Source organism: Acidovorax sp. A79 (genome assembly GCF_041154505.1).
Lineage (GTDB): Bacteria > Pseudomonadota > Gammaproteobacteria > Burkholderiales > Burkholderiaceae_C > Acidovorax.
Window position 1 is genome coordinate 2,498,979 of record NZ_AP028672.1, and the last position, 15,004, is coordinate 2,513,982.

At 65.6% G+C, this 15,004-nt stretch carries 13 protein-coding genes; 10 read left to right on the forward strand and 3 right to left on the reverse strand.

The genetic code is table 11. The annotated features are described in order from the left end of the window. The first annotated feature begins 15 nt into the window (after positions 1–15). Positions 16–2,157 (forward strand): sensor histidine kinase, encoded by a 2,142-nt coding sequence (locus tag ACAM51_RS11470; protein WP_369643590.1) that lies wholly within the window; start codon positions 16–18, stop codon positions 2,155–2,157. Between the two features lie 128 nt (positions 2,158–2,285). Here ACAM51_RS11470 and ACAM51_RS11475 read toward each other — a convergent pair whose 3' ends face one another. Both ACAM51_RS11475 and ACAM51_RS11480 read right to left on the reverse strand, forming a co-directional pair. Further along, positions 2,286–3,353 carry a DUF5666 domain-containing protein gene (locus tag ACAM51_RS11475; RefSeq protein WP_369643591.1) on the reverse strand — a complete coding sequence of 356 codons (1,068 nt, stop codon included), beginning with the start codon at positions 3,351–3,353 and terminating at the stop codon, positions 2,286–2,288. Positions 3,354–3,799: 446 nt separating this feature from the next. Next, the gene (locus tag ACAM51_RS11480; protein WP_255591589.1) at positions 3,800–4,672 is read right to left on the reverse strand and encodes a DUF6502 family protein; all 873 of its coding nucleotides are present in this window, start codon (positions 4,670–4,672) and stop codon (positions 3,800–3,802) included. 216 nt (positions 4,673–4,888) lie between these two features. On the opposite strand from ACAM51_RS11480, the gene ACAM51_RS11485 reads away from it, so the two are divergent. The 7 genes from ACAM51_RS11485 to ACAM51_RS11515 all read left to right on the forward strand — a co-directional run bounded on the left by ACAM51_RS11485 (position 4,889) and on the right by ACAM51_RS11515 (position 11,675). Beyond that, positions 4,889–5,296, forward strand: a complete 408-nt coding sequence (locus ACAM51_RS11485) for a type IV pilin protein (protein WP_369643592.1) — start codon at positions 4,889–4,891, stop codon at positions 5,294–5,296. A 13-nt stretch (positions 5,297–5,309) separates the two neighbouring features. Continuing rightward, complete coding sequence (locus tag ACAM51_RS11490; protein ID WP_218341220.1) at positions 5,310–5,798, forward strand: GspH/FimT family pseudopilin; 489 nt, start codon at positions 5,310–5,312, stop codon at positions 5,796–5,798. Continuing rightward, positions 5,795–6,337, forward strand: a complete 543-nt coding sequence (pilV, locus tag ACAM51_RS11495; protein WP_369643808.1) for a type IV pilus modification protein PilV — start codon at positions 5,795–5,797, stop codon at positions 6,335–6,337. Before ACAM51_RS11490 ends, pilV begins: the two co-directional genes overlap by 4 nt. Positions 6,338–6,344: 7 nt before the next feature. After that, entirely contained in the window at positions 6,345–7,433 is a 1,089-nt protein-coding gene (locus ACAM51_RS11500; protein WP_369643593.1) for a PilW family protein, read from the forward strand. Then, positions 7,430–8,008 (forward strand): PilX N-terminal domain-containing pilus assembly protein, encoded by a 579-nt coding sequence (locus ACAM51_RS11505; protein ID WP_218341217.1) that lies wholly within the window; start codon positions 7,430–7,432, stop codon positions 8,006–8,008. The genes ACAM51_RS11500 and ACAM51_RS11505 overlap by 4 nt, the downstream gene beginning before the upstream one ends. Before the next feature lie 16 nt (positions 8,009–8,024). Then, positions 8,025–11,030 carry a pilus assembly protein gene (locus ACAM51_RS11510; protein WP_369643594.1) on the forward strand — a complete coding sequence of 1,002 codons (3,006 nt, stop codon included), beginning with the start codon at positions 8,025–8,027 and terminating at the stop codon, positions 11,028–11,030. 261 nt (positions 11,031–11,291) lie between these two features. Beyond that, positions 11,292–11,675, forward strand: a complete 384-nt coding sequence (locus tag ACAM51_RS11515; RefSeq protein WP_218341215.1) for a hypothetical protein — start codon at positions 11,292–11,294, stop codon at positions 11,673–11,675. A gap of 74 nt (positions 11,676–11,749) precedes the next feature. On the opposite strand, the gene rpe is transcribed toward ACAM51_RS11515, so the two are convergent. Beyond that, positions 11,750–12,430 carry a ribulose-phosphate 3-epimerase gene (gene rpe / locus ACAM51_RS11520; protein ID WP_218296782.1) on the reverse strand — a complete coding sequence of 227 codons (681 nt, stop codon included), beginning with the start codon at positions 12,428–12,430 and terminating at the stop codon, positions 11,750–11,752. A 147-nt stretch (positions 12,431–12,577) separates the two neighbouring features. Here rpe and apaG point away from each other — a divergent pair, with 147 nt between their 5' ends. Together apaG and ACAM51_RS11530 are read left to right on the forward strand one after the other, a co-directional pair. Beyond that, positions 12,578–12,985 (forward strand): Co2+/Mg2+ efflux protein ApaG, encoded by a 408-nt coding sequence (gene apaG / locus ACAM51_RS11525; protein ID WP_218296781.1) that lies wholly within the window; start codon positions 12,578–12,580, stop codon positions 12,983–12,985. After that, the gene (locus ACAM51_RS11530) at positions 12,982–14,979 is read left to right on the forward strand and encodes a site-specific recombinase (RefSeq protein ID WP_218296780.1); all 1,998 of its coding nucleotides are present in this window, start codon (positions 12,982–12,984) and stop codon (positions 14,977–14,979) included. Before apaG ends, ACAM51_RS11530 begins: the two co-directional genes overlap by 4 nt. Positions 14,980–15,004 lie beyond the last annotated feature (25 nt).

Sequence of the window (15,004 nt, forward strand, 5' to 3'; positions counted from 1 at the left end):
GCAGGGGGACCTGAAATGAAACGCCTGCTGCGCCCCACGCTCGACATCCCCAAGCTGGAAATGCCCCGCCTGGGCCTGCCCGCCTTCCGGCTGCGGATTCTGGTGCGCGGTGTGTTTGTGCTGCTGGCGCTGGCCACCGTCGCGCTGAGCGTGGTGCTGCTCAAGGAAGAAAAGGAGCGTGGCTGGCAAAGCTACCGGCACGGCTTCGCGCGCAGCCAGTCCGAGGTCATGGCCCGCCTGCGCCACCCCTCGGGGCAGCTGGCCCTGCTCAACGCGGGCAGCCGGGGTTCGGCCCCGGCACCGCTCGCACCCTTGCTGCTGCCCTATGCGGCGCTGGACTTCGACGACCAGAACAAGGCCCAGCAGGCGGTGGAGATGGCAGGCTGCGCGGTGCAGTACCCCGACGGCGCGTCGGTCTGCGCGGCCATCGGCAACAACCCGTATGCCGGGGGCTTCATCTATCTGGTGGGCAGCTTCTACGCGGGCGCGCTGGTGCCGCGCGAACGTGGTGCCCTGGACCTGCAGGCGGTGCACCGCGCCCGCGTCACGCTGGACATGCGCGGCGCCACATCCCGCTGGGTCGCGCCCTTTGAAGCACTGCCCCCCCAGGGCACGATCAGCACCCGGGGCCGCCTGACGGGTTTCGTGGACGGTGGCGAGGAATCCCTGGACGCACGTGCCCGGCCGGTGCGGGATTTTCGCGGCTGGCTCTGGCAGAACGGCCAGTGCCGGGACCTCGCGGGCGCCGCGCCCGATTGCCTGCGCCGCACCTTCTACTCCATCCGCCTTCCCGTGGAGCTGTTCCGCGAAGCGCTGTTTGACAAGCAGCGCCTGGTCTGGCCGCCACAGGATCTGGGCAGCATGCGCGTGCGCGTGGAAATGCTGGCGCCCGGTGCGGCTGCGCCCCTGTTCGACAGCAACGCCCCCGGAGCCCAGGCCGCCGCATCGCTGGCGGACGTGGCGCGCACCCTGCTGCCTGGCGAACAGGTACAGATCCGCAAACTGGGCACGAGCGACAGCGAAGCGATCACGCTCAAGGGCTCCGAGGTGCAGGCAGATCCGTCGGCGCCCTGGCTGCTGCGCCTCATCAGCTGGCTGCCGCTGGAGTGGCAGGCCGCTGGCGACAACAGGACGCAGCCCGTACCGGCGGGCCTCGACATTCTGGACACTCCGGCGGGCAACTATGCCGTGACCTTCACCGGCAACCTGCGCGGCGTGGAGCAGGGGCTTGCGGCCGTGGCCACCCGGGTGTCGTGGTACCTGGGCGCGATGCTCGCGGCCATCGCACTGGCCTGGCTGGTGGTGGAAGTGGGCCTCATCCGCCGCGTGACCGCCCTCACCCGCCGCGCGGCAGCGGTTTCGTACAACGTGCAGGAGGGGCACATCGGCCCGCGCCTGGGCGACCTCGACGTATCAGACCTGCGTGGGTCGGACGAACTGGGCATTCTGGCCGGAGGCCTGGCCGACCTTCTGCAGCGCGTGAAGGACGACATCCAGCGCGAACAGTTGCGCGCCCAGCAGGAGCGCGACATGTGGCATGCCGTGGGGCACGAGATCATGTCCCCCTTGCAGTCGCTCATGGTGCTGCACGGCGGCGCAAGCGACCCGGGCCACCGCTACATCCAGCGCATGCAGCAGGCGGTGCACGTGCTCTATGGCACTGCATCCCCGGCGGAGGCCTTGCAGGCGGCGGACGTGCCGCAGGGGCGGCTGGACCTGGACGCCTTCCTGCGCCATGTGGCCGGCAACGCGCACTTTGCCGGCATCGACCAGGTGGTCTATGAAGGCGGCGCGGGGCCTGTCATCGTGCGTGCGGACGAGTTTGCGCTGGAGGACGTGGTGACCCACATCCTGCGCAACGCCGACCGCTACCGCCCGGCGGGCACGGCGATCACGCTGGCGCTGGTGGCCTCCGAATCCACCGCCAGCGCCACGCTGCACAACCAGGGCGCCACCATCGACGAGGATCTGCTGGGGCGCATTTTCGAGCTGGGCGTCGCCGACCCCAGCCTGCCCATGCCCGAGGGCGAGACCGGGCACCGGGGCCAGGGCCTGTTCGTGGCCAAGACCTACATGGCCAAGATGGGCGGCACCGTCAACGCGCGCAATACGACCGATGGCGTGGCCTTCGTCCTGACCTTTCAGCGCCTGGGCTGACGCCTTCGCCCCACGCGCAACGGGGGGCAGCGGGGTTGCACCGGCCACCGCGCATCAGGTTCCCGCGGCTGCGCCACAGCGCGTTGCGAGATGCCTGCGCAGCACCCGGTCCGGGTGCTCCCAGGGCATCACTCAAATTGAACTTCGGTGGCCTGAAGTACCCCGGAAACCACCTGGCGGCCTCGCACCGTCACGCGAACGCCATTGCGCAAACCCTTCGCCGTCCCGTTGGCGAACACCACGCCCTCACCGGAGGCATTCACGGGCTGTCCGTTCACACGGAAGTCATGGATGGACCGATACTGCCCAATGGCACCGATCAGCTCAAAGGTGGCAGGCCCGCCCGTCCCCGGCACATGGCGAATGCGCGCCCGCTGGGCCACCAGCACACCGCCGGACATCGTTCCGGCGACTTCGAGCTTGACGCCATTTCCAATGGCCGTGGCGGGCCCGCCCGTGATGAGCGCGGACGCGGCATTCACCCGCGTTCCGTACAGCGAGAACTCGGCATTCAGATGACTGAAGTTCGACACGATGCCCAGCAGGTTGGCCGCGAAGCTCCCCGCCGTGGGCAAGGTGTGGCCTCGCCGGATCTGTTGAGCGTTCAGCACGCCATCAACGGGCGGCGCCATGGCCCGCACATACACCACCATGCCATTGGCCAATGAAGTGCCGAGCAACGTGCCCTTGAAAGACGCGGCCGCGTAGCTCACCAGATGGCCGCCCAGCCGGAAGGTCCTGGAAGCACCATCAAGCTGTTCAATGGCACCCGCCATGATCAACGGCATGCCCGGGTCCTTGCGTTCGACCCGGCTCGCACGCCACCGGCCATCCCCCACTGGCAGCGCATAGATCTGCAAGGTGGTGCCCACCGCCACCGAGGACAGTCCCGCCAGGCCGTCGTACACCGTGGTTGTATCCACCGCAATCCGGTTCCCCCAGATTTCGAATTCGCCCGCGGCCACGTTCAGTGCCGTGACCGGCCCCCGGAACTCGGGGACCGAAAGCACGCTGGTCGCGACCCCCGTCGCCAGGTCTGGCCGAATGGAGCCGCTGATCAACGCGGTCATCCCCAGGCGCAACGCGTCCGAATCCTCTGTCGTGATCTGCGCAGTGTCGGTGGCAAATCGCACGCCATTGACAATCACGCTGCCAAACCCGTCCGCAACGCCGATGCCCACGGCGGAAGCCGTCACCCCCGTGCCTCCGGAGCCCACGCCGCCCGCGTCCCCTGGGGCGGCAGCAACACCATCTCCCACCCCATCGCCCGTGCCTGTGCCTGTGCCTGTGCCTGTGCCTGTGCCTGTGCCTGTGCCTGTGCCTGTGCCTGTGCCTGTGCCTGTGCCTGTGCCTGTGCCTGTGCCTGTGCCGGCATCAGTGCCCGAACCCGAACCTGTGCCTGTGCCGGCATCAGTGCCCGAACCCGAACCCGAACCTGTGCCTGTGCCTGTGCCTGTGCCTGTGCCTGTGCCTGTGCCTGTGCCTGTGCCTGTGCCGGCATCAGTGCCTGGGCCCGAGACTCCACCGCCTCCCACTCCTGCGGGCGCAGTGCCCTCCTGCGACCCACCGCCACAAGCTGCCAAGGCGAGCCACAGAGTCAGCAAGACTGACCGAATCAACACATTCATGGGATATCTCACTGTTATTCTTTCAACGGATCAGATGCTCTCGGCTGGCCGGCCCCTTGGAGAGGCACCACGGGCGCCTCGATGCCGTGGGGCCGATCCCGTTCGTCCTCGTAGTAGGCGTAGATCCCGACACGCATGCGCCCCGCCCCCTGCCCGTCGCTCTGTTCCACGGCGTCCGTCATCTCCCGCACGAGCAGATGGTGGGTCGCCTCCCAGTGCTGGCGTGCGACCTGATGTATGCGCTCGCAGTCCTCCAGTGTCAAGCCGGAGGCATAGACCGCGCGCTCCAGCATGCGGGGCTGCTGGCCCAGCGTGTTGGATACCGCGGCCTGCAGATGGTCTCGCACGTTGTCTCCCAGGAAGGCGAGCATGTCGCGCACGCTGGCGGTGGGCAAAAAGCTGTCCCCCAGCAAGTGGACCTCACCGTCCGACAGAGCGACCAGGTTCAGCCTCAGCAACTCTTCCAGCACGGTGCGGTGGTGGACATTGCCACGGGTAGCGAACCGGGACAGCAGTTCGAAGGAATGGCCCTTCCCAGAATCCGCCAAGGGCAATGTGCGCTGCGATTCGTCTTCCGAGACCACCTGGAGCCAGGCCGTGTAGGCCTTCGCCGCCGCAGAACCCTCGGTGGCAGGCAACACGGAGCGCGTGTCGCGCACCCGGGCTGTCACGTCCTTGCGATTGAGCCCGGTCGTGGTGGCCAACTGGCTGAGATTGGGTTTCGCCCCATCCTTCGCGAGCCATAGATTCCTGGCCTCGTCGACCAAGAGGTCGCGCAGCACCTCTTCGAGCTGCGGATGCTTCAGACCCATCGCCAGGGCCAGACGCACCGCTGGCCGCAGGATGCGTGCCAGGGCGGCTTGGGTCCAGGAAATTCGATCTTGCATGAATGTTCGGAATAACCCGCGATTTTCCGCGAATTTCGCGGCATTTGCCATGCTGCCCAAGGCGCCACGGACTCACCTTCCAACGCGGTTGTCTGCTGTCGCTCCATCGACCACGACACCGCCTCCAGCCCACCTCCGTGCAACATTTTGCAATAGAATGAATGTGATAATTTCACATTTCATCGCAACACCGCAGCTTGGCAGAGGAGAACCGACATGGATCGGAACAAGGGGTTTACCCTGATAGAGCTGATGATCACAGTGGCTGTGATCAGCATCCTGGCTGCCGTCGCCTATCCCTCTTACCAGGAGCACGTGCGCAAATCACGCCGTGCAGAAGCGCAATCGGTACTCATGAACATCGGCACCCGGCAGCAACAAATGCTCCTGGACACGCGCAGTTACGCGGCGACGGCGGCCGCCCTGAACGTCGCGGTTCCTCCTCAGGTCACCGCCAACTACACCATCACTGTCAGTGCACCGGCCAGCACCCCTCCTTCCTTCACCGCCACAGCGACACCCCAGGGCAGCCAATTGAACGACAAGTGCGGCACCCTGGGCGTGGACCACACGGGAGCAAAGACCGCCGTGAAAAACGGAAACGCCCAGACGGGCTGCTGGTAGGGGAAGACGCGCCATGCATACCCTCAGACACCGCCCGGCCGCCGGGTTCACGCTCATTGAGCTGATGGTCACCGTAGCCCTGCTGGCGGTGGTGGTGTCCTTGGCGGCCCCTTCCTTTCGCAACTTGCTGGAAATGCAGCGCATGCGTGCCGCGGCCTTCGACCTCATGGCGGACCTGACACTGGCCCGCAACGAAGCCCTCAAGCGCGGCCAGCTTGCCACCCCGGTCACGCTTCGCCCCACTTCAGGCGATGCCTCCCACTGGGAGTCCGGCTGGAGCGTGATGGTGGGCACAGAGGTCGTGAGCCGCAAAAACCCCGTCGGCAACGGCGTGACTTTCACCGGACCAGCGCTTGTCACATTCGATCGCAACGGTCGCGTCTCCAGTTCCACCACCGTGGCCCGGTTCGCCCTGATGAACAGTGATGCCAATCGCAGCCGCTGCATTTCACTCGATCCCTCGGGTCGCCCCAAGAGCGCCACCACCGCTTGCCCGCCATGAAGTCCTCTTCCTCTCCCCAGCAAGGTGTCGCGTTGATCGAGGCGCTGATTGCCATGCTGATCGTGGCATTTGGCGTACTGGGTTTTGTTGGCCTGCAGGCCCGCACCACCGTGGCCAATCTCGAGGGATATCAGCGATCACAGGCACTCATCCTGGTCAATGACATGGCCGAGCGCATGAAATTGAACCGTGGTGATGCAGTGGCCTATGTAGGCAGCAGCATCGGCACGGCGGCGCCAGGCGATTGCACCAATGCGGCCCTCACGACCGCGCAGCGGGATATGTGTGAATGGGCCACGACCATCCAAGGGGCAGGGGAGGTGCAGGGCGGCACCAAGGTGGGCGCCATGCTGAACGCACGCGGCTGCATCACCAATCCGGCAACCAACCAGTACTTGATCTCCGTGGCATGGCAAGGCCTGCAGCCCAGCGGGGCTCCCGCAAACGCCTGTGGCCAGAACGCGTACAGCAGCGAGGACACCCGCCGCGTCGTTTCCGTCGTGATGCAAGTGGCCCAGCTCACGGATCCCGCACCCTGAACCGCCCATGAAACCTACATTCGCAGCCTCGCACACGCCGCCTGCACGCCAGCGCGGATTTTCGCTCGTGGAGCTGATGGTGGGCCTTGCCATCGGCCTGGTGCTGGTCGCGGGGCTGGCTCTGCTGTTCGCCAACAGCAGCCAGTCGGGGAACGAACTCGAAAAAAGCATCCGGCAGATTGAAAACGGCCGCTATGCGGAGGAGCTGCTGCACGACGATCTCGCCCTTGCGGGCTTCTACGGCGAGGTGCCGGCGGACTTCCTGGGCTATACCACCCCCGACGTCTGCGCGACTGCGCTGCCCGACCTGGGCTGGGACAAAACCGTTCCATCAGACCCCAAGGTACCGCTGCCCCTCATGGGCCTGACAGCGGCACAGGCTCAAGCCTTGCCGGCGACATGCATCACAAACCACAAGGCTGGAACCATCGCGTTTGCAATCCATCGGCTGGGGGCCGATCTCGTGGCGCCCGCAGCCAAGGTTGCCAATGCGCCCTACGTGCAGACATCCCGATGTGTCACCGATCCTGTGGCCGACCCCTTCCTCGTGTCCGCAACCTCGGGGGATTTCACCCTCAGGAACTTGCAGTGCAATGGCATCAACCCGGTCCGGCAATACGTTTCCCGCATCTACTACATCGCCGACTGCAACGAGTGCGGTAGCGACACGACGCCCACACTCAAGATGGCGGAGCTGCGTGGGACCCAGATGGTGACCGTGCCGCTGGCCGAGGGGATCGAGAATCTCGTCCTCGAGTATGGTTTCGACACCACCGATCCCGCCGATGCGGACCCCGCAACCGACGCCAGCAAAGGCGGCCCTGATGTGTTTCGCCCCGGGCTGAGCGGGGTCGTGGGCGCCCGCGACAACGACTGGGCCAACGTCGTTGCCGTGCGTCTTCATCTGCTCTCCAGGACCACGGAAAAGTCTCCGGGCTACAGCGACAGCGGCAAGACCTATGTCATGGGCCCCTCCAGCATCTCCGGAGACGGCAGCGGCTTCAAGCGCCGCGTGTACACCACCACGGTGCGCCTTACCAACGTGGCAGGTCTGCGCGAGGTTTCTCCCCCCGCCACGCCAGCGTCATCACCATGAACACCCATACCACCCAGCGTGGCGCCACCTTGGTGGTCGCCCTGATCTTCCTGGTGCTGATGAGCCTGTTTGCCATCAGCGCGTTCAACAGTTCGTCCGGAAATTTGCGCATCATCGGCAATACGCAGGCGCGCCAGGAAGGGCTTTCCGCGGCACAGCTGGCGGTGGAGAAAACCATCAGCGCGTCCACCTTCCATACCAACCCCGACGGGGTGGCTGCCTCGCCGGTTCTGGTCGACATGGATGGCAACGGGACAACGGACTACTCCGCGGTGCTTTCGCCAAGACCCCAGTGCACGCGCGCCAAACCCATCCTTGCCGGCGACCTTCCTCCGGCGCCGAAGACGCCAACCACCATCGATGTCTACGCGCCCTGCCGTGCCGCTCCCAAGCAGGGGGGAACGTTCGTGGACCTGGAAACACCGATCGCCGGCGCAGACCCTGAAAGCTGCGCCAACAGCGAGTGGAATGTCAGGGCGCAAGTCAGCGATCCACAGACCCAAACCAAGGTCGCCGTCAACCAGGGCGTCGCCGTCGTGGTCTTCGGCAACGAAGTATCCAGTTTCTGCAAGTAGCCACAGGAGTTTCACCATGCAAGGCTTCACAACCCGTCAACTGCGCCGGTGGACCGTCCTGGCGATGGGGCTGGCAGCCACCCTGCCCTGCCTCGCTCAGTACACCAGCGACATCGATATCTACAGCGGCACATCCACCTCGGATCCCCCCAACGTACTCATCCTGCTGGACAACACGGCCAACTGGAACAATGCGTTTACCAACGAAATTGCCGCCATGGTGAGCACCATCAATGCCTTGCCGGCTGGCAAGTTTCGCGTAGGCCTGATGCTGTTCACGGAAACCGGCAACCCCAACAACAACGTCGATGGCGGCTATCTGCGCGCGGCCATCAGGCCATTGGACGCTGCCTACAAGACCACGTTCACCAACATGCTCGGCAGCCTGGACAAGCTGGGGGACAAATCCAATGGCGGGAAGGCCGGCAAGACGATGGCCGAGGCCTACTACTACTTCACGGGTGCTGCGCCCAACTCTGGGAACAACAAGGTCAAGGCGGACTACGCAGGCAATGCTTCAGGCACGGCATTTTCCAATGCCATCTACGCACAGCCCAACAATGCCCTGCCGTCTTTCGCGGGATCCCCCTATCGCAGCCCGCTCGTTGACGCCTGCGCGCGCAACTACATCATCTACATCAGCAACGGCGCAGCGCAAGACAACAACAGCGACAACACCGATGCATCCACCCGCCTGTCTGCAGCCTACGCAGCAGCCGGCCTTGCCCGTCCAGCCGATATCACGGACCTGTCGCCGAACGGTTCACAAAGCAATTTTGCCGATGAGTGGGCGCGCTTCATGAAGAAGTCGCCCAGCAACATCACAACCTACACCATGGATGTGGACCGTGTCACGACCGGCCAGGGCCCGGGATGGAGCGCCTTGCTTGGAAGCATGGCGGTCAACAGCGGTGGGGAATACTTCGCCGTCAGCTCCGCGGGTACTGATATCGCTGAGAAGCTGGTATCCATATTCAACCAGCTCCAGGCGAGTGACAGCGTGTTTTCGTCCGCCAGCCTGCCCGTCAGCGTGAATGCCCGAGGCACCTACCAGAACCAGGTGTTCATGGGCATGTTCCGACCTGACCCTGACTCTCGTCCCCGCTGGCGCGGCAACCTCAAGCAGTACCAGTTCGGATACGACGTGCCCACGGACACCCTCTTCCTGGCGGGGGCGGATGGAAAGGCGGCGGTCAGCGGTGCGTCCGGCTTCATCTCGCCCACAGCGATTTCCTTCTGGACATCACCCAGCACTTTCTGGGCCAAGGATCCCATGGGCACGCCTCCCAGCGCATCGGACTCACCGGATGGAGAGGTTGTCGAAAAAGGCGGCGTCGCACAACTGATCCGGAGCGCCTATGCCACCAACCAGGCTACACGGAACCTGTATACCTGTATCGGATGTGCCACAGGAACCAACCTTGCAACCAGCACTTCCGCCCGGTTCAGCACTTCCAACTCGTCACTCACTTCCACACTGGACACCAGCACCATCAACTGGGTGCGTGGCACCAACAACGCGGCGGAAGTGGGCCCCACCACCACGCCGGCAACGACGATCCGACCGAGCGTGCACGGCGATATCCTGCATTCACGTCCAGCCGTTGTGAACTATGGAGGGAATACGGGTGTCGTGGTGTTCTATGGCTCGAACGACGGCATGCTGCGAGCCATCAACGGCAACCAGAGCGGCAATGATGCAGGCGCGGAACTCTGGGGATTCATCCCGCAAGAGCATTTCGGCAAGCTCCAACGGCTGCACGACAACACGCCGGATATCCGCTTGTCCACGACGCTCGTGATTGACGAGACCTCCGCCAGCAAGCCCCAGCCCCGCGACTACTTCGTTGATGGGCCGATCAGCGTCTATCAAAAAGTGAACGCGGACGGCTCCAATGCCAAGGTGTACCTGTATGTGGGCATGCGTCGTGGCGGACGCTTCATCTATGCGCTGGACGTCACGGACCCAACACAACCGAAGTTCCTCTGGAGAAAATCCAATACCGACACGGACTCTCGCTTGAGCGTGCTGGGGCAGACGTGGTCCGAACCCAGAGTGGCAAAGATCAAGGGGCATGCCGACCCCGTGCTGGTGATGGGCGGGGGCTACGATGCCGCTGCGGAAGACGCGGCCACACCTGGTAGCACCACGATGGGCAATGCGGTCTACGTGCTCGACGCATTCACGGGATCGGTTCTCAAGAGGTTTGACACCGCGCGCAGCGTCCCCGCGGACGTCACCCTTGTCGACTCAGACTATGACGGCTACACCGACCGCGCCTACGCGGTGGACACCGGTGGCAACATCTACCGCATCGATCTGGAGACCCCCTCCTCCTCGGCCGTCTCGGATTGGGGCATCTACAAGCTGGCGGCGCTGGCAGGAACGGACACCCGAAAGTTCTTCTACGCGCCTGACGTGGTACCGACAAAAACATTTACCGCTGTGCAAGTGGGATCTGGCGACCGGGAAAAGCCCTTGAAGGGCACAACAGCCGGCACCGACCGCTTTTTCACCGTGTTTGATGACCGGACCGCCAAGGGTACGGCGACATCCTTCACCCCGATCTTGCCGGGCTCTCTCGGTTTGTCCGGCAGCACCACCGACAACATGACCAATGGCTGCTACTTTCCCATGACGGCGGGCGAAAAGGTGGTGAATGCGGCGACGACCTTCCGTGGCCAGACTTACTTCGGCACCAACAAGCCGACACCGCCGGGCAATACATGCTCAGCCAACCTGGGAGAGGCACGCACCTACGCTGCGCCGCTCTTTTGCCGAGCTCCGGCAAGCCAGAAGCTCAATGGCGGCGGCCTGCCCCCCAGCCCCGTGGCGGGATTCGTGACCATCACCTACACCCAGACCAACGCAGATGGCACAACGTCGGAAGTGACCAAGCAGAAGGAATTCGTGATCGGGGCACCGAACCCCAAGGAATCAGGGATTGAAGCAGGGAAATCCACGGCCACCTTGGGCATTCCTCGCAAGCGCCGCTTCTGGTACCAAGAGAACGCACGTTGAGCCACGGTGTCCCAGGCCAAAAAGGCTGACATGAAGTCGGCCTTTTTTTGTTTGGCGCCGTGCCCATCCGCCGGGCGCGCCAAGGCATTCGCGCGGACACGTGAACGCTCCGCACGAACGAAGCGGCAGCATGCTCCATGAAAGAAGGAAGGCGCGAGGGCGCACGGAGGCGGGAGGCGGTGTCTGACAGGGTCGCAAGGCGCCCGGGGCTACGCTGAAGCCAGCCCGTTTGTGATTACCGAGATTGCCAGGAGCCCTTACATGACCCGCACCGCTTTTTTTGCCCCCGTCCTCACGGCGACCCTGTTCGCAGCCTGCGCAGGCGCCCTCGCCCAGACGCCGCCCCCGGATGCCCGTGCGCGCTACGAGCAGGAGCGCGAGAAGTGCATGACCAACAACACCCAGGACAGCCTCGCGACCTGCCTGCGCGAGGCGAACAACGCGCTGGACGCGTCCCGCAAGGGGCAGCTGAGCAACCCGGGCGCCGCCGCCACGGACAACGCCACGCAGCGCTGCGCGGCGTTCCCGACGGCGGCGGAGCAGACGGAATGCGTGCGCCGCATCCAGAACAGCCCGGCCAGCGGCTCGGTGCCCGGTGGCGGGGTGCTGCGTGAATCCACCACGACCACCGTCGTGCCGCAATAGGCAGTGGCAGTCCCGTATTGGTAATCGTGCCGCGGCAGGCCGCAGCGGCGCGGCCTGGCCAGCCGCCGTGGACGTCAGGCCAGCTGTACGCGCATGGCGTCGATCACGCCCTGGTAGTCTGGCTTGCCGAAGATGGCGCTGCCCGCCACGAACGTATCGGCGCCCGCATCCGCCACACGGCGGATGTTGTCCGTCTTGATGCCGCCGTCCACCTCGAGGCGGATGTCCTTGCCCGTGGCATCGATGCGGCGGCGCACCTCCTCGATCTTGCGCAGCGCCGAGTCGATGAAGCTCTGGCCACCAAACCCTGGGTTCACGCTCATGATGAGGATCAGATCGATGTCGTCGATCACCCAGTCGAGCACATCCAGCGGCGCGGCCGGGTTGAACACCAGGCCGGGCTTCACGCCCTTGGCGCGGATGGCCTGGATGCTGCGGTGCGCATGGGCCGAAGCGTCCGGATGGAAGCTGATGTAGTCGGCCCCGGCGTCGGCGAACGCGGCGGCCAACGCATCCACGGGCTCGATCATCAGGTGCACGTCCACCGGAACGGGCACGCCGGCGGCGGTCCGGGCATGCGGCTTGAGTGCCTGGCAGACCATGGGGCCGAAGGTCAGGTTGGGCACGTAATGGTTGTCCATCACGTCGAAGTGGATCCAGTCCGCGCCAGCGGCGATGACATTGCGCACCTCTTCACCCAGGCGGGCGAAGTCGGCGGAGAGAATGGAGGGGGCGATGCGGAAAGAACGGCTCATGGGGGCAATTGTCGCAGTTCAGCGGTTCCACAGGGCAAGCCTCGCCTATTGCGCTGCGTGCACGCGACGTGCCTCCGCCCGGGCGCCGCCGCGCACTCAGGCCCCGGGCACGCGGGGTTTCTGCACCATTGGCTTACCATTCGCCCCATGCCAAAGTACCAGTTCGCCGTGGAGGTGCGCCCCGAATACCTGCCCGAGCAGTCCGCCCCGGACACCGGCGTGTTCAGCTTCGCCTACACGATCACCATCACCAATGCGGGGGAAGCGCCAGCACAGCTGATTTCGCGCCACTGGATCATCAGCGATTCCCGCGGCCACACCGAGGAGGTCAAGGGCCTGGGCGTGGTGGGCCACCAGCCGCTGCTCAAGCCCGGTGAATCGTTTCAGTACACCAGCGGATGCCGGCTGCGCACCGCCAGCGGCACCATGCACGGGACGTTCCACTGCGTGGCGGAGGACGGGGAGCCTTTCAACACGCCCGTGCCGCTCTTCGTGCTGGAAGCGATCAACCACGGCCCGTCGGGTGAGCCGCTGAGCGGTCGGGTGCTGCATTGAAGCGTGGCAAGACCACCCCGGACCTGGCCAGCCTGCTGTCGGCGCTGGATCCGGCAGCCGATCTCGCGCACCGCCACCTGTGGCTCATCCACCTGCTGGACTGGGTGCGGGGCGAGCGCGACTCCGTGGCCTCCGCCGTGGGCCGCGTGCAGCTCTTCCTGGATGCGGTGCAGGCACGGCCCGACATCCAGCTGCGGCTTCAGGCGTGGTGGGCCACGCTGGTCGACCAGGTGGACATCACCACCCTGCTGGCGGATTTCGGCTTCGCGCCCCGCACCGCGCTGGTCAGCGAGCTGGCCGAACGCCTGCGCACCAAGCTGCTGCCGGGCAGCCCTGAAACCATCGACGCGTCCGAGCTGTTCATGCTGGCCCTGCCCGGGGAGTTCGACGCGCAGTGGCTGTCGGCCCTGGAAGAAGCCCAGCTCACCCGCCTTGTGGCGCTGCTGGCGCCCCCCAGCACCGAAGGCAACCCGGGCCCCTCGCGCTGGCAACGGGCCCTGCTGGATGCCATCACCTACTGCGCCGGACAGATTCTCTCCACGGGCTTCGCACCCGAGCTGCGCCTGCGCATGAGCGAATCCGCCCGCGAAGCCCAGCCCTTTCATGCCCTGATCCGCGACGTGGAAAGCCTGCGCGTGGAGGTGCTGCATGCGCTGCGCACGCCAGACCGGCTCAACGAGGCCGCGCAGCGCCTGCGCGAGCGGCTGGAGGCCTGCCGCGCCGCGGCCGCCACGGTCTACACCCATTTCGAGGACAACGGCATCTCCGTGGGCCTGGTCTTCCGCCTGCGGCAACTGCGCGAGCGCATCCTGCGCGTGCGCGAGCTGCTGGACTGCCTGCTGTCGCCCAAGCCGTCCGTCACCGCCGCCCGGCTCATGGCGCGCCTGGTGATGGTGGGCCAGGAACGGCGCAGCCTGCGCGCCCTGCTGGCGTCCAACTCCTCGCTGCTGGCGGCCAAGGTGGTCGAGCGCAGCGCGGAAACCGGCGAACACTACATCACGCGCACCGCGGCCGAGTACCGGGCCATGGTCCGCAAGGCGGCAGGGGGCGGCGCGGTCATGGCCTTCACCACGCTGGCCAAGTTCGGCCTCTATGCGCTGGCGCTGTCGGCCTTCTGGGGCGGCTTCTGGGCGGGCGTGAACTACGCCGTCACGTTCGTGCTGATCCAGCTGCTGCACCTGACCGTGGCGACCAAGCAGCCCGCGATGACGGCGCCCGCCATGGCCGCAAAGCTCAAGGAGCTGGGCGCCAGCGACGCCATCGAGTCGTTCGTGGACGAGATCACACACCTGGTGCGCTCCCAGGTGGCCGCCGTGCTGGGCAATGTGTTCGTGGTGTTCCCGGCGGTGCTCGGGCTGGCCATGCTGATCGCGCTGGCCACCGGCAGCCCGGCCATCAGCGAGCGCGAGGCAGCGCACGTGTTCGAGTCCCTGCACCTGCTGGGCCCGTCGCTGCTCTTCGCGGCATTCACCGGGGTGCTGCTGTTCGCCTCCAGCATCATCGCGGGCTGGACCGAGAACTGGTTCGTGCTCAACCGCCTGGACTCGGCCATGCACTACAACCCGCGCATCACCCGCATGCTGGGCACGGAGCGGGCCGCCCGCTGGGCACGTTTCCTGCGTGAGAACCTCTCGGGCTTCGCGGCCAACATCTCGCTGGGCTTCATGCTGGGGCTCGTCCCGGCCTTTGCAGGGTTTTTCGGACTGGCCCTGGATGTGCGCCATGTCACACTGTCCACAGGCCAGGTGGGCGCGGCCAGCGCCGCGCTGGGCCTGGGAGTGCTGCACATGCCCGCCTTCTGGTGGGCCGTGGCGTCGCTTCCCTTGCTGGGCGCGCTGAATGTCACCGTCAGTTTCTACCTGGCCTTCAGCCTCGCGCTGCGCGCGCAGAACGTGAGCGGCGTGGACCGGTCGCGCATCTACGCGGCGATCCGCGCGCGCATGCGTTCGGCGCCCCTGAGTTTTTTCATGCCCGAACGCCGCACCGCGCCCTGAGGCGCAGCGGCGGGTGGAACCAAGC